The organism is Streptomyces sp. NBC_01775 (assembly GCF_035917675.1).
In the GTDB taxonomy this organism is placed as follows: Bacteria; Actinomycetota; Actinomycetes; order Streptomycetales; family Streptomycetaceae; genus Streptomyces.
The window spans coordinates 3,164,197-3,181,196 of sequence record NZ_CP109104.1 but is presented as its reverse complement, the minus strand read 5'-3'; the positions used below and the strand labels follow the sequence as shown (position 1 = coordinate 3,181,196).

The window sequence follows — 17,000 nt, the reverse complement described above, 5'->3', positions numbered from 1 at the left end:
CGCTTGAGCAGGAGACGTATGCCTGAGCGCGCGAAGCTCTCCGCCGGCACTTCCTGGAGCGGGGAGGGAAGCCGTGGGGCGAGGGCTTCGAGCTGGGGGACCATGCGTCCATTGTGGGCACTGTGCCCGGCCGGGGCCCGGTGGGGCTCCCGGCCGGGACGTGGGTGCGGGCACCGGGGCGCGAACGGTCACCCGCTCACTTGAGGCGCTCGGCGATCCTCTCGCGCAGATCGTCCATGCTGAAGCCGCGCGGATCGACCTTCTGGTTCGTCCACTCCAGGTGGCCGACGACCGACCGTGCGTTCCAGCCGTGGTGCCGGCACAGCGCGGCGGCGGCCCGCTCGATCGCGTCGAGCTGTTCCTCGGGCCAGGGGTCCTTGCCGTTTCCGAGGTTCTCGCACTCGAATCCGTAGAAGTACCTGTTCCCGTCGGTGTTCTGCTCGTTCGGCGACGGGGTGGCCCGCTCGGCGATGACGGCGCGCAGGACGTCGTCGTCGCCGAGGCCCGCGTGGTTGGCCCGGCCGTGGCCGGTCAGGTGGACGGTGCCGTCCTTGGTGACGCAGCCGTGGGAGAGCGGGCCCGGCAGGTCGGAGCGGCCGTCGTAGATCAGGTCGACCGTCTCGGCGGAGCCCTCGGTGGCGGTGTGGTGGATCATGATCCCGTGCACCGGGCCCCACGGCCCCTGTTTGTTGCGGTTGTGGTTGCGCCAGTCGCGTACCTCTTCGATCCGTACGCCCTCCTTCTTGAGGGCCTGGACGAAAGCGGTCGCGGTGATGGGTGTGGCCATCCTCGCCCCCGTCTCTGGTTGTTCTGTGGCCGGTGTGTTCCGGTGTGGAGTCGTCATACCCCCAACCCCGGGGGTTCTAGCCGAATCGCCGCTCGGCGGGAGGCGCACTCGTCTGTGCGAGGAGCGATTGGACACAGCGCTCGCGCGTGTACGGGCGCAGCAGTCCCGGCATCCGTGAGCGGGCCGCCAGGGCGCGGCCCGAGCGGACCGGCGCGCACTCCTCCAAGAAGCCCGTCCAGGAGGCGCACGCCTCCTCCAGCCGGCCGCAGGCCAGCAGGAGTTCGGCCAGTTCCGCCTGGCACAGCGCGCGCGAGCGGCGCTCGCCCGCGGGCCGCGAGCGCAGTGAGGAGCGCAGGTCGCGAATGGCGCCCGTACGGTCGCCGAGCGCGGTACGCACCTGACTGGACTGGTAGAGCAGCGCGGCGCTCTGGTACGAGCCGACGGGCTCGCCGTTGGGGCTGGCCGGGCCGGTCGTCAAGTCCGCGGGCGCACGGGCCAGTTGGTGCTCGGCGCGGCGCAGCGCCTCCAGCGCCCGGGTGCGCTCGCCCCCGGCCGCCTCGGCCACGGCCAGGCCCGCGTACAAGAACGCACGGGTCGAGGGGTCGGCGTCCGCCGGTGCCGCCTCGCAGGCGGCCTCGGCCAGCGCCAGGCTCGTGCGCGGGTGTCCGAGCTGGTGGGCCTGGGAGCTGAGCGCGCGGCGGGCCAGCGCGACGCCCTCGGGATCGCCCGCCTCACTCGCCAGTTCGGCGGCGGTCAAGAACGCGCGCTGGGCCAGCCCGTGCCGCTGCTCATCGGCGTAGACCCGCGCCAGCAGGTAGCTCAGCCGGGCGCCGCCGGCCAGCAGGCCCCGGTGGTGTGCGCTCTCCTCACCGGAGCGCAGGGGACGCACCAGCCCGGACAGGTATGCCGCCAGCGAGGTGCGGATGTGGCCGCCGCCGTACCGGTCGGCCTGGAGCGCGAAGAAGCGGGCGTGCTCGTGGAGCGAGGCCACCTCACCGGGGCCCGGGGGCGCGGTGGGGTGCGTGCCGCGCGCGGCGCAGGTATTGCGCGCCGGGGCGGCCGGCGCGGAGGCGGGCAGGGGAGCCGAGGCGCGTACGCGCGCCGGAGCGGAAGGCGGCTCGTGGCTGCCGGACCGCGCCTGGCCGAGGGGCTGTTCGGGCTCCCGGGGCCGCTCGTGGCGTACCGACTCCTCCAGCAGTCTCAGGGTGTAGGGCGCCGGGGGAGGGGTCTCGGCACGGGGCGGAGGGACCACAGGGGACGTGAGCGCCGTGAGGCGGTCGGCCGGGTGGGCATATCCGCCGGGTCCCGGGAGGACGGCGTCCAGGGCTGCCGCACCGCACGTCCGGTACCCGGCATGTGGCCCCTCCTCGTCGCCGTCCTCACCTCCCCGGGGCCGCGCTCCGGCGCCCACACCTCCGCCACGCGCTCCGTGGGTGCCCCGCATGCCCAGTTCGGCCACCGTCACGCGGCGGCCGAGGCGGCGGGAGAGCGCCTCCGCCATGAGGTGCTGCACCCGGGGGTCGGGGCGACTGCCGCGCAGCCAGTGGGCGACTGAAGTCCTGTCGTACTGAAGATGTATGCCGATCTCGGCGCCGAGACGAGTAATGGCGTGCGCGAACGCCGCCTGCGTCCACTCGGTCTCCTCCAGGAGAGCTCGCAGCGCGGGGTTCGGAGTGCGGGTCCGGGGGCGGTCGGCGGAGTGCGCCGACGTGTGGGTGAGGTCAGAGGGACGCATGGTTGTTCCCGGGGTGGAGTCGGATGGGGTCGTTCACGAAACTGCCTCTCCGTGAGGATTGTTGGATGCCTCTCCGTAGCTCTCCGTGTGCTGTATGTGCTGTCATGCACGCGGATGTTTTTAGGTAAGCGCATTCTTCGAAGCTTCGGGAGCATGTGCCGAGCGCACGCGCAGGTGGTGGTTTCACACCCCGTGTGAACGCAGGTCCGTTACTCTGCGAAACAACACGTTGGACGACGGAGGGCGGCATGGAGCCCAACAGTCAACTGGACGCACTGCTTGACCAGTCAGGAGTATCCCGAGCTGGTCTTGCTACAAGGATCAATCGATTAGGCGACCACGCAGGCATCACTCTGCGTTACGACCACACGGCCGTGGCGCGCTGGCTGAGGGGGCAGCGTCCGCGTGGCAGGGTTCCCGAGTTGATCTGCGAGGTCCTCGGCGAGAAGCTCGACCGGACTCTCACTCTCGGTGACATCGGCATGGGCGTGACCGCGACCGGGCGCACCCCCGCGTGCCTGCCCGGTGCCGAAGGGGACGGACTGAACAGGTTCGTGGAGCGCGCGGCCTCGCTGTGGCGCTCCGACCAGGTGCACGACGAATGGCCCGGCCCCTCCCTGCTGACCGGCGCCGCCGCGGTGGCGCCCGTGTGGGAGTGGGAGAACCCGCCCGAGGACCGGGACGTCTCGCACCGCGGCGCGACGCCCGTCACCGAGTCGGACGTCACGGTCCTGCACGCCGCGCGCGGCCACTACGAGCACCTGTACCGCAACGCGGGAGGAGTCGCCACACGCGCCCGCGTCGTCGGTTTCCTCAATGCCGAGGTCGCCCCCCTGCTGCGCGGCGGCTACGACGACAAGACCGGGCGCGAACTGTGCCGGGCCGCCGGGTCGCTGGCCGCGATCAGCGGCATCTGCGCCTACGACGCCGACGCGCAAGGCCTGGCCCAGCGCTACTTCCACCAGGCACTTCGGCTGGGCAAGGCGTCGGGGGACCTGCTCTTCGGCGGCTACGTCGTCTCGCTCCTCGTCAACCAGGCGCTCTTCCTGGGCGACAGCAGGCACGCGCTTGCCTGCGCCGAGGCGGTGCTGCGGGTGGCGGGCCCGCGCACGAGCCCCGCGCTCGCCACGGATCTGTACGCGATGCAGGCGAAGGCGTACGCCCGCCTCGGCGACCGTAGTGCGGCCCACACCTGCATGCGCAGGGCAGAGGCGTACTCCCAGCGCATCCGCCCCGAGGAGGAGCCCGAGGAGACCGGCTACGTCCAACCGGGCCTGGTGGAGGTGCGGTTGGCCGAGGCGCTGCTGCTCCTGGGAGAGCTGCGGGCGGCAGCCAGGTACGCCCAGGAGGCCGCGCGTGCGCCGGCGCACGTGCGGGGTCGCGTCAACAGGCTGGCCACCCTCACCGACGTGGCACTGCACGCCGGAGAGCCCGAGCGGGCGGCCGTCACGGCGGCGGAAATGGTGGGTACGGCGCAGGGTATCGAGTCGCAGCGGCTGCGCGGGCGCATGCGCAGGGTGAGACAGCGGCTGGCACAGCACCCCGGGACTTCAGCGGCTGAGGCGGCGAAGCTCATCGAGGAAGCGCTGAGCGTGCCCTTCTGAGCCGGGGCACTCGGAGTGCCTCTGTCAGAGGGAGAGCACAACATGCTGAGATGTGCCCAACCTCCGTCAGGAAGGGGGCACATACGTGCAATGGAAGAACCTGGGTGAACACACTGTGTACGAAAACCAGTGGCTTCGGGTGAATCTGGCGGATGTGGAGCTGCCCGACGGGCGGCATCTGGATCACTATCTGATCCGGCTGCGACCCGTCGCGATGGCGACCACCGTCAACGAGCGCAACGAGGTGCTGCTGCTGTGGCGGCACCGCTTCATAACGGACAGCTGGGGGTGGGAACTGGCGGCGGGAATCGTCGAGGAGGGCGAGGACCTGGCCGAAGCGGCGGCGCGCGAGATGGTGGAGGAGACGGGCTGGCGGCCCGGGCCCCTCCACCACCTGATGACGGTCGAGCCGTCCAACGGCCTGACCGACGCACAGCACCACATCTACTGGGCCCAGAGCGCGGAATATCTCGGGCATCCCGAGGACGACTTCGAATCCGAGAAACGCGAATGGGTCCCGCTCAAGGACGTGCCCGACCTGATCGCCAAGGGGGAGGTCCCCGCGGCGAACACGGCGGCGGCGCTGCTCATGCTCTACCGCGTCCGCTTCGGGTAGGGCCCCGGGGGGCAGCTCGGCAAGAAGCCCCGGGACAGCTCAGCAAGAAGGCGGTCAGCTCTTCAAGAAGGCGTCGCCGTTCTGCGCGATGTGCTGCTCCAGGGCGGAGAGGGCCTGCTGGACGTTCTGCGCGGAGCCGGTGCCCCGCTGCTCGGCGTAGTAGGCAGCACCCAGCTTGCGCAGCAGGTCGTTGCCCGTGCGCTGGGCCTGGACCTCCTCCACCTTCTCCTTGCCCTGGTTGAGCCCTCGCTGTGCCTGCTCCTTGGCGCGGTCGAGAAAGCCTGCCATGGTCCTGCCTCCCGGTGAACGGTGAATGCCGTGCGGAACAGAGCCCGCGCTGCGGGCCCTGTCTCCCGTCGTATTCCGTCAACGTATGCGGTGATCAGCTGGTTCCCCGGGCCGGTCGGACCTGACGCGCCGTTGTCACCGGATCGGGGAAGGGGTGCTGTCACCGGATCCGGGGAAGGGCGCTGGTCCGGTCATGCGTCTGACGCATAGCGGCAGCGGAGGTTGCATTTCACGCATCAGGGGAGGGCGCCTAGCGTGGCCGTATGACCGCTGCCGACCGCACCCCAGGAACGTCCACCACGGCTGCCGGGCCGACGGCGCCCGGCAGCGGGCGACGGGTTCCCGGCAACGGTCGGCCGGCCTCCGGGGGCGCGCGGCCATCCCCTGGGGGTACCCGGCCCGCTCCCCAGGGCGGGCGGGCGCGTGCGGGCGCGATCGGAATGGTGATCGGCAGCGCGCTGTCCGTCCAGTTCGGCTCCGCCGTGGCAGCCCTGCTGTTCCCCCGCGCGGGCGCGCTGGGAGTGGTCGCGCTGCGGCTGCTCTTCTCCGCCGCCCTGATGCTGGCGATATGCCGCCCCCGGCTGCGCGGGTACTCCCGCACCGACTGGGTGGCCGTGGCCGGGCTCGGGGTCGCGCTCGGCACCATGAACAGCCTCTTCTACCAGGCGATCGACCGGATCCCGCTCGGCGCCGCCGTCACCCTGGAGCTGCTGGGCCCGCTCGTCTTGTCCGTCGTCGCCTCCCGCCGCGCCCTCAGCCTCGTATGGGCGGCGCTCGCCCTGGCCGGGGTCTATCTGCTGGGGGCCGGCGGCTTCGAGCAGCTCAACCTTCCCGGCGCCGCCTTCGCGCTGGCTGCGGGGGCGATGTGGACGGCGTACATCCTCTTCAACGCCCGCACCGGAGCCCGCTTCCCGAAAGTCGACGGGCTGGCGATCGCCATGGGCATCGCGGCCCTGGTCAGCGCCCCACTGGGCATGGTGAGCGCGGGCCGGGCGCTGCTCGATCCCGTCACGCTCGGCCTCGGAGCGGTCGTCGCCGTGCTCTCCTCCGGGCTGCCCTACACCCTCGAACTCCTCGCTCTGCGCAGGCTGCCGGCCGCCACCTTCGCCGTGCTGATGAGCCTCATGCCCGTCGCCGCGACAGCCGCCGGCTTCCTCGTCCTGCACCAGAGCCTGGGCGCGCTCCAGCTGCTGGCCATCGCCCTGGTGGTAGGGGCCAGCATGGGCGCGGTCCGCACCTCGCGCGGCTAGCGCGCGGCCAGCGGGTGCGCGGCGGGGCGGCGCGGCGGCCTAGGGTTGAGCGGTGCAGACGGTGAACGAGCAGGAGACGGGCGAGCGGGACCCCGGGAGTGGCGAGCGGGTCCACTGGAGCGAGGACGGGGCGGAACGGTCCGCGCTGTGGCGCTCGGAGAGCGGCGCGCGCCCGCCCGGGAAGCTGGCCGTCGCGGACGACCGGATGACGGCCGACGCCGCCTACAAGCTCGCCTGCGAGGGCACCGCGCTGCTGTGGCGGGGCGACTACCACGGCGCCCGGCAGCTGCTGGCCGCGCTCGCCCGCCGGGTGGACCGCAAGCCGCCCAAGGAGGGCGCCACCCCCGAGGAGAGCTTCCACCTGTACCGCCAGGCGCGCTTTCGGCGCGCCCGCGTGCTCGGCATGCTGCTGGTGCCCCTCCAGATCTCGCACGAGGGCACGCACAGCGCGTACAGCGTGCCGCTGCGCCGCGCCCCCGAGGTGGCCCAGGCGTGCGAGGAGGCGTACGGGCCGCCCGGGGAGGAGCTCACGCTCGTCTCGCTGCGGGAGCTGCAAGGGGTGCTCGGCGCCCACGAGTGGCGCCGCAAGGGGGTGCCCGTCGAGGCGCTGGGCGGCGACCGGGTGCACCCGCGCCACGGGGTCTTCTCGCCGGTGCGGGGCGAGTACGTCGGCCTGGTGGCGCGGGCCCCGCTGCCGCCGGGCGAGCCGGGCTCCCTCGTCGCCTTCGACATCGGCACCGGTACGGGGGTCCTCGCCGCGGTGCTCGCACGGCGCGGGGTCGGCCGGGTGGTCGCCACGGACCTGGGCGAGCGGGCGCCGGCCTGCGCCCGGGAGAACGTGCGCGGGCTCGGCGTCCAGGACGTCGTCGAGGTCGTCTCCGCCGACCTGTTCCCGGGGACGGCCGACCTGTTCCCAAGGACGGAGGCCGGCGCGGACGCCGCTCGCGCGGATCTGATCGTGTGCAACCCGCCGTGGCTGCCCGCGAAGGCGACGTCCGTGCTGGAGCAGGCCGTCTACGATCCGGGCAGCCGGATGCTGCGCGGATTCCTGGACGGCCTCGCCGGCCGGCTCACACCCCACGGCGAAGGCTGGCTCATCCTGTCCGACCTCGCCGAACACCTCGGGCTGAGGTCCCGGGAGGAACTGCTGGGCTGGATCGACGGTGCGGGCCTGTGCGTGGCGGGGCGGCTGGACGCCCGCCCCGAGCACCCCCGCGCCACCGACTCCTCGGCGCCGCTCCACGCGGCCCGCGCCGCCGAGACGACCTCGCTGTGGCGACTGGCGGCCACCGGCTGACCCTCGCCCGGACGACCCGCGTCCCGCACGCGCGGGGTCAGCCCGATCCGCCGTCGAGCGCTCTCTTCCGCACCTGTGCGGCGAGGAACCGCGGACGGCCGGTCAGCGCGGGCCAGCTCCCGGCGACTCCCGTGAGCAGCTCGCGGTGGCCTTCGATACGCCGGGGATGGGACAGCTGCCAGGCCGCTTCCACCTGGACGCTGACGTCATCCGAGGCCAGCGCGCGGATCAGGAAGGGGTTCGCCTCGGGCCCGAGTGTGTCGCCGAGCACGTGGAGAGCGAGTTCCTCGTGGCCGGAGAGGGCCGGGCCGGACACGAGGTCGTGGACGATGCCGAGCAGGCGCGGGTCCGGGGACTTCGCCTTCTTGAACACCCCGTAGGCAACCCAGAGTGCCTTGTGGCGGACCATTTCCGAGGCCGCGGTTTCCAGCAGGTCCGAGATCGGCCCGGCGTCGGACGCTTCGGCGTCGTGGGCCCCGATCGTGTTCAACGCGCTCAGGTGGTTGGCGCCCTCGAACGTGACGTCGTCCTCGGGGGTGGGCGGCAGGCGCAGCAGCTCGCGGGCCACGGCGAGCGCTTCCGCCTCGTACTGTTCGAGGGCGCTTTCACCGCCGAACCGGGTCAGCGCGCCCGAGTACTGGAAGTGGTCGAGCGCGATACCCGCGGCGACGGTGTTCCCGCTGTGCAGCATGGAGCTGAAGGCGCGCAGATACGCGTCACGCTCCGTCGGACTCGTCAGCTCGTCGAGCGCCCGGTCCAGCTCCGCGTCGGCCAACTCGCTGCCGTGCCAGTGGAAACTGTGGAAGCCGGCTACCACGTCACGCCCTTCGCGGTGTTCGTCCTCGTGAGGGAATCCAGGGCGGCGGCTGCCAGGCCGGTGGGGGAGAGGATTCCGCGCAGGAGCGCGAGGGCTTCCGCGCGCTCGGGCTCGGGTGTCTTCGGGTCGAGGACCTCCGCCGCGGGCCCCGCCAGGTCCTCCAGGGCTCTGCGGCAGCGGTAGTAGGCCAGGCGTTCGGGGTCGGGGTGCGCGGGGCCGCCGACGGCGGTGTACGCCTCGAAGAACCACGCCTGTTCGTGCTCGCGGACGGGAGCGAAGGCCAGCACTCCGCCGAGTACGAACAGCAGGTCGCGCTCCGGCGGTGCCAGCACGGCGTCGTCCCAGTCGATCAGCCAGGGGAGGCCCTCGCGCAGCAGGACGTTGCCCAGGTGCGGGTCGCCGTGGCACAGCACGGCCGGTGCGGGCGCGCGGCCCCGCAGCCGTCCGCCCAGCTCCTCGGCGCCCGCCAGCAGCGCGGCGACCGTGTCGGAGGCGGCGGACCACTGCTCCGCCAGCTCCGTCACGAGAGCGTCCCCGGGACCGGGTACGCGCCCCTTGGCGACGTCCCCCAAAGCTTGTTGAACGGCCCGTACTTGTGCGGCCTCCACGGCGTGTGTGTGGTCCTCGTGCGGCAGCGCCGCCGCTGCCTCCGGGTCCGGCTCGGTGGCGTGCGTACGGGCCAGCATGGTGCCGTAGGCACGCCACTGGTCCTCCGCCATGCCCGCGTCCAGCGCTCCCTCGTCCGAGACCCATGGCACCACCGACAGCCTGCGGCCCTGCCGTTCGCTCCACAGGGCGCCGGAGGGGGTGGGCAGCGGGGCCGGGACACCGGGCACGCCGCGTTCGGCGAGCAGCGCGGGCACCAGCAGTGCCGCGCCGGCGCCGCCGCCGCTCCACTTGACCGCGTATCTGAGTCCGTCCTCGCCCACCGCGTGCCATACGTCGGCCGCGGCGTCCGCACCGAGGCCGATGCGCTCGGTCGCGGTCAGGGCGAGGGAGAAGTCCGCGCGGACCCAGGCGCGCAGCGCATCGTCACGGTCAGGGCCATGCTCACGGGAAGCGTTCGACACCCTGTGCACGGTAGTGAGCGGTGACCTGCCGGGGCCACCGGTTAAGCGGTTGCGATCTTGGCCGGGCCGTGCGCCGCCCCCGCCCCTTCCGGCGGAGGGAGAGCCGGCAACCGCGCGGTCCGCGCGCCCGGCGTCGTCCCGTGGAAGTGCGCCGAAAACACCGCACCCGGCCCGTTCGGCGCCGTACGAGGGCGCCTTGGGCCGGGTGCGAGCAGAGCGACCGGACGATCAAGGAATCGCGGGTCACGCGGGACTGAACCGAGGTCAGCCCTTCTTGGTCTCCCAGAAGATCTTGTCGACCTGGGCGATGTAGTCCAGGGCCTTCTGGCCGGTGGCCGGGTCGGTGGAGCCCTTGGCGGTGCTGAGCGCCTTGAGGGTGTCGTTCACCAACTGGTGCAGCTCCGGGTACTTCTCGAAGTGCGGAGGCTTGAAGTAGTCGCTCCACAGCACCGAGATGTGGTGCTTGGCCAGCTCGGCGCGCTCCTCCTTGATGGTGGTCGCGCGCGCACGGAAGTGCGGGTCGTCGTTGGCCTGGTACTTCTCCTGAATGGCCTTCACGGATTCGGCCTCGATCCGGGCCTGAGCCGGGTCGTAGACACCGCACGGCAGGTCACAGTGGGCGCTGACCTGCACCTTGGGGGCGAACAGGCGGGAGAGCATAAATCCGTCCTTCCTCGTGATCGTCTTCTCACGTGCGAGATTACTCCGTGCGGGAAGCCTTTTCGCGTGTGCCCCCACGGGCTTAGGACAAAAGTCCAGTGACAGGCTGGACCTGCTGGAGTAAACGGACCGGGTACGGTCCGGAGGACCGGAGGCGGAAAGATGCCGGAGCGTACGCGGGAGCACGGCCATGCGGAGGGCCGGGAGCGTGACGAGCGCGGCGGGCCGCTGAAAAGGATCGGTCTGGCGGAGGTCTACAACCCCTCGATGAAGCCGACGCTGCTGCCCGGTGACCAGCTTGTGGTCAAATACGGCGCTTCCGTCCGCCGGGGGGACATCGTGGTGCTGCGGCACCCGTTCCAGCACGACCTGCTCATCGTCAAGCGCGCCGTCGAGCGGCGCTCCGGTGGCTGGTGGGTGCGGGGCGACAATCCGCTGGTCATGAACGACAGCCGGGAGTTCGGCACGGTGCCCGACGAACTGGTCGTGGCCCGCGCCTGGCTGCGGCTGCGCCCGCCGCGCGGCGTTCAGCTCTCGCTGGCCTCGGTGGCCCGCTGGTCGGTCTCAGCGCTGCGTCCGCTGGTCGGCCCGGTGCGTCCGCGCGGCGGAGCGTCTGCTTCCGGCGTGCTGTCCGGGGTGTTCTCCAGGCGCTTGCGGGCGCGGTAGGCGGCCACGTTGGCGCGGGTCGCACAGCGGTCCGAGCAGTAGCGGCGGGAACGATTCGTCGAGGTGTCCAGGTAGGCGTTGCGGCAGGGTGTGGCCTGGCAGATCCCCAGCCGGTCCACGCCCAGGTCGGTGAGGTGGAAGGCGAGCCCCATGCAGGCCGTCGCCGCGTAGGCGGCCGTCGCGTTCGCCGGGTGCTCGGCGAGGTGCATGTGCCAGCGGGGGTGCCCCTCGTCGTCCAGCGACTCGTGCCCCGAGATCTGCGGGCTGGTCGGGAACTCCATCAGCAGTGAGTTGAGCAGGTTGACGGCGCGTACGTCGTCCTCCTCCGACGCGGCGGCGAAGACGGCGCGCAGCCGGGTGCGCACGGCGCGGAGCCTGGCCACGTCCGCCTCCGTGGCCTTGCGCGACATGGTCTGGTTCGGCCCGCACAGCTCACGTACGGACTCGATCGAGGTCAGCGTGTCCGCGCCGCGCTCGGGCTGCTCGGTGTTGACCAGCCGCACGGCCATATCGGAGTAATAGTTGAGTTCCACTTGTGATCCTTACGGCGGGCGTTCTATCGTCGGTAATGGCTGAATCCAACCGAGGGTATTACGTGAAGGAGGTGCCCGTGACGACCCACGCACTGAACGAGGCCGACTGGCACGGCTGGCAGAGCAGTTGGGACCGGCAGCAGGAGTGGTACCTGCCCGACCGCGAGGAGCGGTTCCGGGTGATGCTCGACATGGTCGAGGCAGTGGTGGGCCCCGAGCCGAGGGTGCTGGATCTCGCCTGCGGTACGGGCAGTATCTCGGACCGGGTGCTCAAGCGGATGCCGAAGGCCACGACTGTCGGGCTCGACCGCGACCCCGCGCTGCTGGCGATCGCGCGCGGCTCTTTCCAGGGGGACGCGCGCGCCACGTTCGTCACGGCCGATCTGAGCGACCCGGACTGGACCTCCACGCTGCCCGCCGGCCCGTTCGACGCCGTACTGACCGCGACGGCGCTGCACTGGATGCGGACGGAGCCGCTGCGGGGCCTGTACGGGCAGCTCGCGGGGCTCGTGCGGGAGGGCGGCGTCTTCATGAACGCCGACCACATGCCCGAGGAGTCGACGCCGCGGCTCAACGCGGCCGTGCACCTCTTCGAGAACACGCTGCGTGAGCGACGGAGTGAGCGGGGAGCGCTCGACTGGGGCGGGTGGTGGAGCACGCTGGCCGCCGACCCGGTGCTGGGGGAGGTCGCCCGCGAGCGGTTCGCGCTGTTCGGGAACCCCGCGGAGGTGCACAACGATCACAACGACGAGGAGTTCCAGAACGCGGCGTGGCACGCGGAGACTCTGCGGGCGGCCGGCTTTGCCGAGGCCCGGGCGGTGTGGGCTTCGCCCACTGACGGGATGGTCGTCGGCTTGCGCTGAGTGCCTTTGCCCCGGCCCCTCCCCTCCCCGTTTCTTCCAGGGGGCTCCGCCCCCTGGGACGCCCGCTCCTCAAGCGCCGGAGGGGCTCAGATCGAGCCCCTCCGGTTGAGGACGAGCGCCCTGGCGCGCGGCTCTGACATGAGCCACAGCGCAGACGGGCGGCCGGATCAGCGGCGGGCCACACCTTCGGCGCGGGCTGCCGCCGCCACCGCGGAGGTGACAGCCGGGGCGACGCGGTCGTCGAAGGGGGACGGGATGACGCGGTCGGCGCTCAGCTCGTCGGCGACGACGGCGGCCAGCGCTTCGGCCGCCGCCAGCTTCATGCCTTCCGTGATGTCCGTCGCCCGGACCTGAAGCGCCCCGGCGAAGACGCCGGGGAAGGCGAGGACGTTGTTGATCTGGTTCGGGTAGTCGCTGCGGCCCGTGGCGACCACGGAGGCGTACTTCGCTGCGATGTCCGGGTGGATCTCCGGGTTCGGGTTGGCCATGGCGAAGATGAAGGAGCCCTCCGCCATCTTGGCCACGCTCTCCTCGGGGATCGTGCCGCCGCTGACGCCGATGAAGACGTCGGCGCCCTCCAGGGCATCCTCCAGGGAGCCGGTACGGCCGGCCTTGTTGGTGAAGCCCGCCAGCTCGCGCTTGACCTCGGTGAGGTCGTCGCGGTCGCGGGAGACGACACCCTTGCGGTCGCAGACGGCCACATCGCCGATGCCGGCCTCGACCAGGATGCGGGCGATGGCGACGCCCGCGGCGCCCGCGCCGGAGATGACGGCGCGCAGCTCGCCCAGCCCGCGCCCGTTCAGCTTCGCCGCGTTGCGCAGGGCGGCGAGGGTGACGATGGCCGTGCCGTGCTGGTCGTCGTGGAAGACCGGGATGTCCAGCTTCTCCTTGAGGCGGGCCTCGATCTCGAAGCACCGGGGCGCCGAGATGTCCTCAAGGTTGACGCCGCCGAAGGAGGGGGCGAGGCGGGCGACCGTGTCCACGATCTCGTCCGCGTCCTTGGTGGACAGGGCCAGCGGCACCGCGTCCACCCCGCCGAACTGCTTGAAGAGGATGGCCTTGCCCTCCATGACCGGGAGGGAGGCTTCCGGGCCGATGTCGCCCAGCCCGAGCACCGCGCTGCCGTCGGTCACCACCGCGACGACCTGCGACTTCCAGGTGTAGTCGTCGACCAGTTCGGGCTGCTCGGCGATGGCGCTGCACACCTTGGCGACGCCCGGTGTGTAGGCGAGGGACAGGTCGTCCTTGTCGCGAACGGGCACGGTCGCCTGCACGGCCATCTTGCCGCCGCGGTGCAGGGCGAAGGCCGGGTCGATCACGCCCTCTTCCAGGCCGTCCTTCTGATTGACGATCTCCGCTGCCACTGTGTTGAACCCCTTTGTCGAATCGTGGTGAGGGTGACCGCTCCCTGCTGTGAGGAACGGGCGGGCACCGCGTCCGCTTCCCGGGACAGCGGTTGGCCGCTGCCCGGGGGGAGGTGCGGACGCCGGGCGCGCCGCACACGCGCCCTGGTCCCCGGGTGAGGGGTGTAATCGACCTTTCTACCCGACAACGGCCGCCCCGGACGACCTACTTCCCGTCTCTGCGGTGTCCAACGTGGGCGAATGCTGGACAAAGACGCTCGACTCCGGCTAGAAGTCCACAAGCTGAGACAGCGGCGGGCGGGCGCGACGCTCCGGGCGGGGTCTCGGAGGCGCCGCGTCGGCGCGTGCCCGAGGGGTGGCTCTGAGCGTGCCCGAGGGTCGGCTCTGAGCGTGCCGGAGGACCCGGTCGGAGCGCGCCCGAGGACCTGGTCGGAGCGGGTCCGGGGAACCGGCCGACGTGGGGCTGAGGAGCTCAAAGCGCCTTTACGCATCAGGCGGCGTCCTGTATTCGGAATCGCCGCTCCGTTATGCGATTTTGACCTCGCAGGCCCCTGCGCCCGCCTGTCCGGATGGCAAGATGCCCCCGATCCGTTCATCCGTTCATCCATCGGACACGGTCGCGACATCCGAAGGTGTGTGCCCCGCGACCCTTGGCCCACTCCCTCATCCCGCAGGAGGACCAGCCCATGACCGCAAGCCCCACGCCACGCGTGGCCGCGCTCCGCGCCCGGATCGTGCCTGTAGCCCTCGCGGTATCCGGTGCCCTGCTGCTGGCCGGCTGCGGCGACCAGACGGACGGCGCCCAGAGCGGCTCGGACTCCGGCGGTGGCAAGGCGGAGCTGGCCTCCAAGCTGCCGAAGAAGATCCGCGACGCCGGCGTCATCAAGGTCGGCACGGATGCCGCGTACAAGCCCATGGAGTACAAGGAGGGCGCCGAGATCGTCGGGCTCGACCCCGATCTCGCCAACGCGATGGGCAAGAAGCTCGGCGTCCGCTTCGAGTTCACCAACGGCACCTTCGACGGCCTGATCACCTCCATGCAGACCGGCCGCTTCGACGTGATCATGTCCTCGATGACGGACACCAAGGACCGCCAGGAGGGCCTGGACGACAAGGGCAAGAAGGCGGGCAAGGGCGTCGACTTCGTCGACTACCTCACCGCCGGCTCCTCGATCCTGGTCAAGAAGGGCAACCCCGACAAGATCGAGAAGGTCGGCCAGATGTGCGGCAAGAAGGTGGCCACCCAGCGCGGCACCACCTCGCACGAGATCCTCAAGGCGCAGACCGACAAGTGCGTCAAGGACGGCAAGAAGAAGATCGACATCGAGCCGTACGACACCGACGACGAGGCCCGGGTACGGCTGAAGACGGGCGCCGTGGTCGCCGACGTCTCCGACTTCCCCGTCGCGGCGAACGCGGCGAAGTCGGGCAGCGACTTCGAGGTCGTCGGCGACCAGATGGAATCGGCGCCCTACGGCATGGCCGTCACCAAGGAGAACACCGAGCTGCGCGACGCCCTCAAGGAGGCGCTGACCGCGGTCATCAAGGACGGCTCGTACAAGAAGGCCCTGGAGAAGTGGGGCGTCGAGGACGGCGGAGTCGACGAAGCCAAGATCAACTCCGGTTCCTGAGCGGGCGGACACACCGAACGGACGCTGAAAGGCAAGCCCCGTGAAAACACCCACCGACAAGGTGCCCGCCGACGACGCGCCCCGCCCGTCGTCCGGCGCACCCGAGGCCATCAAGGCCATACCCGTGCGGCACTATGGCCGCTACGTCGCCGCAGTGATCGTCCTCGCCCTGCTCGGGCTGTTCGTGAACGCCGTGGCCGGCGCCGATCTGCGCTGGAAGGCCGTCGGCGACTTCTTCTTCGACGACGAGATCCTCGTGGGCGTCCGGAACACGATCGTGGTCAGCGTGCTGTCCATGCTCATGGGCCTGGTGCTCGGCATCATCCTTTCGGTGATGCGCATGTCGAAGAACCCGGTGACCTCCACGGTCGCCTGGGGCTACATCTGGTTCTTCCGCGGCACACCGGTCTACGTACAGCTGCTGCTGTGGTTCAACCTCGCCCTGATCTTCCCGATCCTCAATCTCGGGCCGATCTACAAGGACGAGATGACCGACGTCATGACCCCGTTCATGGCGGCGCTCCTCGGCCTCGGCCTGAACGAGGCCGCCTACATGGCGGAGATCTGCCGCGCCGGCATCCAGTCCGTCGACGAGGGCCAGACCGAGGCGTCCCAGGCGCTCGGCATGACGCAGGCGCAGAACATGCGCCGTATCGTCCTGCCGCAGGCCATGCGGGTCATCGTGCCGCCGACCGGCAACGAGTTCATCAACCTGCTGAAGACCTCCTCGCTGTGTTCCGTGGTGATGTACGAAGAGGTGCTGCGCAAGGCGCAGAACATCGGCAACAACTCCAGCGCCGTGGTCGAGCTGCTGCTCGTGGCCACCATCTGGTATCTGGCGATCACCACGGTCTTCAGCATCGGCCAGTACTACCTTGAGCGGCGCTACGCGCGCGGCACCAGCCGCCAGCTTCCGGCCACACCGTGGCAGAAGGCACGGCAGAACATCTTCACCTTCGGACGCGGCACCGGATCGGGGGCCCAGGCGGGATGACCGAGAGCATGAACACGATGGTCAAGGCCGAGGCCGTCCACAAGTCGTTCGGGCACGTACAGGTGCTCAAGGGCATCGACCTGGAGGTGCGCACCGGCGAGGTCTTCTGCGTCGTCGGCCCCTCCGGCTCCGGCAAGTCGACCTTCCTGCGCTGCATCAACCACCTGGAGAAGATCAACGCCGGGCGGCTGTACGTGGACGGCACGCTGGTCGGCTACCGCGAGAAGGCCGGCAAGCTCTACGAGCTGCGCGACCGCGAGGTGGCCGCCCAGCGCCGCGACATCGGCATGGTCTTCCAGCGCTTCAACCTCTTCCCGCACATGACCGCGGTGGAGAACGTGATGGAGGCGCCCCTCCAGGTCAAGCGCCGGGGCAAGTCCGAGGCGCGCGGGCGCGCGCTGGAGCTGCTGGAGCGGGTCGGGCTCGGCGACAAGGTCGACAGCTATCCGGCGCAGCTGTCCGGCGGCCAGCAGCAGCGCGTCGCCATCGCGCGGGCACTGGCGATGGACCCCAAGCTGATGCTCTTCGACGAGCCCACCTCCGCGCTCGACCCCGAACTGGTGGGCGAGGTCCTGGATGTGATGCGGGACCTGGCGCGCGAGGGCATGACGATGATCGTCGTCACCCACGAGATGGGCTTCGCGCGCGAGGTCGGCGACTCGCTGGTCTTCATGGACGAGGGCGTCGTCGTCGAGGCGGGCAGCCCGCGCGAGGTGCTCGGCAATCCACGGCACGAGCGCACCAAGTCCTTCCTCTCGAAGGTGCTGTAGCCCGCGGCCGGCACGTGGGCCCGGTGCGGCAACCGGGGCCCTGCGTGCCGGGGTG

16 protein-coding genes and 1 pseudogene are annotated in these 17,000 nt (G+C 71.1%); 9 read left to right on the top strand and 8 right to left on the bottom strand.

All coding sequences use genetic code 11. The annotated features are described in order from the left end of the window. Window positions 1–196: 196 nt before the first annotated feature. Complete coding sequence (locus OHB04_RS14155) at window positions 197–787, bottom strand: N-acetylmuramoyl-L-alanine amidase (protein ID WP_326688039.1); 591 nt, start codon at window positions 785–787, stop codon at window positions 197–199. 76 nt (window positions 788–863) lie between these two features. Continuing rightward, on the bottom strand, window positions 864–2,522 hold the full coding sequence (locus OHB04_RS14150) for a hypothetical protein (protein ID WP_326807553.1): 1,659 nt from the start codon (window positions 2,520–2,522) through the stop codon (window positions 864–866). Window positions 2,523–2,770: 248 nt separating this feature from the next. On the opposite strand from OHB04_RS14150, the gene OHB04_RS14145 reads away from it, so the two are divergent. Both OHB04_RS14145 and OHB04_RS14140 read left to right on the top strand, forming a co-directional pair. Then, window positions 2,771–4,126, top strand: a complete 1,356-nt coding sequence (locus OHB04_RS14145) for a transcriptional regulator (protein WP_326688037.1) — start codon at window positions 2,771–2,773, stop codon at window positions 4,124–4,126. Between the two features lie 85 nt (window positions 4,127–4,211). Then, on the top strand, window positions 4,212–4,742 hold the full coding sequence (locus OHB04_RS14140) for an NUDIX hydrolase (protein WP_326688036.1): 531 nt from the start codon (window positions 4,212–4,214) through the stop codon (window positions 4,740–4,742). Window positions 4,743–4,796: 54 nt separating this feature from the next. On the opposite strand, the gene OHB04_RS14135 is transcribed toward OHB04_RS14140, so the two are convergent. Further along, complete coding sequence (locus OHB04_RS14135) at window positions 4,797–5,030, bottom strand: hypothetical protein (RefSeq protein WP_326688035.1); 234 nt, start codon at window positions 5,028–5,030, stop codon at window positions 4,797–4,799. 263 nt (window positions 5,031–5,293) lie between these two features. On the opposite strand from OHB04_RS14135, the gene OHB04_RS14130 reads away from it, so the two are divergent. Then, entirely contained in the window at window positions 5,294–6,280 is a 987-nt protein-coding gene (locus OHB04_RS14130; protein ID WP_326807552.1) for an EamA family transporter, read from the top strand. Between the two features lie 61 nt (window positions 6,281–6,341). Next, window positions 6,342–7,577 carry a class I SAM-dependent methyltransferase gene (locus OHB04_RS14125; RefSeq protein WP_326809450.1) on the top strand — a complete coding sequence of 412 codons (1,236 nt, stop codon included), beginning with the start codon at window positions 6,342–6,344 and terminating at the stop codon, window positions 7,575–7,577. 37 nt (window positions 7,578–7,614) lie between these two features. Here the strand turns inward: OHB04_RS14125 and OHB04_RS14120 are convergent, their stop codons facing one another. The 3 genes from OHB04_RS14120 to sodN form a co-directional block, all read right to left on the bottom strand. Continuing rightward, a complete protein-coding gene (locus tag OHB04_RS14120) occupies window positions 7,615–8,394 on the bottom strand; it encodes a hypothetical protein (RefSeq protein ID WP_326688033.1) in 780 nt (259 codons plus the stop codon). Next, window positions 8,388–9,464, bottom strand: a complete 1,077-nt coding sequence (locus OHB04_RS14115; protein ID WP_326688032.1) for a phosphotransferase — start codon at window positions 9,462–9,464, stop codon at window positions 8,388–8,390. The genes OHB04_RS14120 and OHB04_RS14115 overlap by 7 nt, the downstream gene beginning before the upstream one ends. A gap of 264 nt (window positions 9,465–9,728) precedes the next feature. Continuing rightward, entirely contained in the window at window positions 9,729–10,124 is a 396-nt protein-coding gene (gene sodN, locus OHB04_RS14110; RefSeq protein ID WP_326688031.1) for a superoxide dismutase, Ni, read from the bottom strand. Between the two features lie 162 nt (window positions 10,125–10,286). Here sodN and OHB04_RS14105 point away from each other — a divergent pair. Beyond that, window positions 10,287–10,559, top strand: a pseudogene (locus tag OHB04_RS14105) (S24 family peptidase); the annotation flags it as partial. A gap of 92 nt (window positions 10,560–10,651) precedes the next feature. On the opposite strand, the gene OHB04_RS14100 reads toward OHB04_RS14105, so the two are convergent. Next, complete coding sequence (locus tag OHB04_RS14100; protein ID WP_326807551.1) at window positions 10,652–11,323, bottom strand: CGNR zinc finger domain-containing protein; 672 nt, start codon at window positions 11,321–11,323, stop codon at window positions 10,652–10,654. A gap of 77 nt (window positions 11,324–11,400) precedes the next feature. Here OHB04_RS14100 and OHB04_RS14095 point away from each other — a divergent pair, with 77 nt between their 5' ends. Beyond that, window positions 11,401–12,186: a class I SAM-dependent methyltransferase gene (locus OHB04_RS14095; RefSeq protein WP_326688029.1), complete on the top strand. Its 786-nt coding sequence runs from the start codon at window positions 11,401–11,403 to the stop codon at window positions 12,184–12,186. A gap of 167 nt (window positions 12,187–12,353) precedes the next feature. Here the strand turns inward: OHB04_RS14095 and OHB04_RS14090 are convergent, their stop codons facing one another. After that, the gene (locus OHB04_RS14090; protein WP_405805515.1) at window positions 12,354–13,550 is read right to left on the bottom strand and encodes an NAD(P)-dependent malic enzyme; all 1,197 of its coding nucleotides are present in this window, start codon (window positions 13,548–13,550) and stop codon (window positions 12,354–12,356) included. 686 nt (window positions 13,551–14,236) lie between these two features. Between OHB04_RS14090 and OHB04_RS14085 the strand changes: the two genes are divergently transcribed. From OHB04_RS14085 to OHB04_RS14075, 3 genes are read left to right on the top strand one after another with little or no spacing between them, the layout of a single operon-like run. After that, entirely contained in the window at window positions 14,237–15,181 is a 945-nt protein-coding gene (locus OHB04_RS14085) for an ABC transporter substrate-binding protein (RefSeq protein ID WP_326688028.1), read from the top strand. Window positions 15,182–15,221: 40 nt separating this feature from the next. Continuing rightward, on the top strand, window positions 15,222–16,175 hold the full coding sequence (locus OHB04_RS14080) for an amino acid ABC transporter permease (protein WP_405805518.1): 954 nt from the start codon (window positions 15,222–15,224) through the stop codon (window positions 16,173–16,175). A gap of 8 nt (window positions 16,176–16,183) precedes the next feature. Beyond that, entirely contained in the window at window positions 16,184–16,945 is a 762-nt protein-coding gene (locus OHB04_RS14075; RefSeq protein ID WP_326692729.1) for an amino acid ABC transporter ATP-binding protein, read from the top strand. Window positions 16,946–17,000: the final 55 nt, after the last annotated feature.

What these genes read in the sequence shown, in the direction of transcription:
- OHB04_RS14130 (WP_326807552.1), top strand. Translation starts at nt 5,294, where the DNA reads ATGACCGCTGCCGACCGCACCCCAGGAACGTCCACCACGGCTGCCGGG.
- OHB04_RS14075 (WP_326692729.1), top strand. Translation starts at nt 16,184, where the DNA reads ATGAACACGATGGTCAAGGCCGAGGCCGTCCACAAGTCGTTCGGGCAC.
- OHB04_RS14085 (WP_326688028.1), top strand. Translation starts at nt 14,237, where the DNA reads ATGACCGCAAGCCCCACGCCACGCGTGGCCGCGCTCCGCGCCCGGATC.
- OHB04_RS14155 (WP_326688039.1), bottom strand. Translation starts at nt 787, where the DNA reads ATGGCCACACCCATCACCGCGACCGCTTTCGTCCAGGCCCTCAAGAAG.
- OHB04_RS14145 (WP_326688037.1), top strand. Translation starts at nt 2,771, where the DNA reads ATGGAGCCCAACAGTCAACTGGACGCACTGCTTGACCAGTCAGGAGTA.
- OHB04_RS14135 (WP_326688035.1), bottom strand. Translation starts at nt 5,030, where the DNA reads ATGGCAGGCTTTCTCGACCGCGCCAAGGAGCAGGCACAGCGAGGGCTC.
- OHB04_RS14150 (WP_326807553.1), bottom strand. Translation starts at nt 2,522, where the DNA reads ATGCGTCCCTCTGACCTCACCCACACGTCGGCGCACTCCGCCGACCGC.
- sodN (WP_326688031.1), bottom strand. Translation starts at nt 10,124, where the DNA reads ATGCTCTCCCGCCTGTTCGCCCCCAAGGTGCAGGTCAGCGCCCACTGT.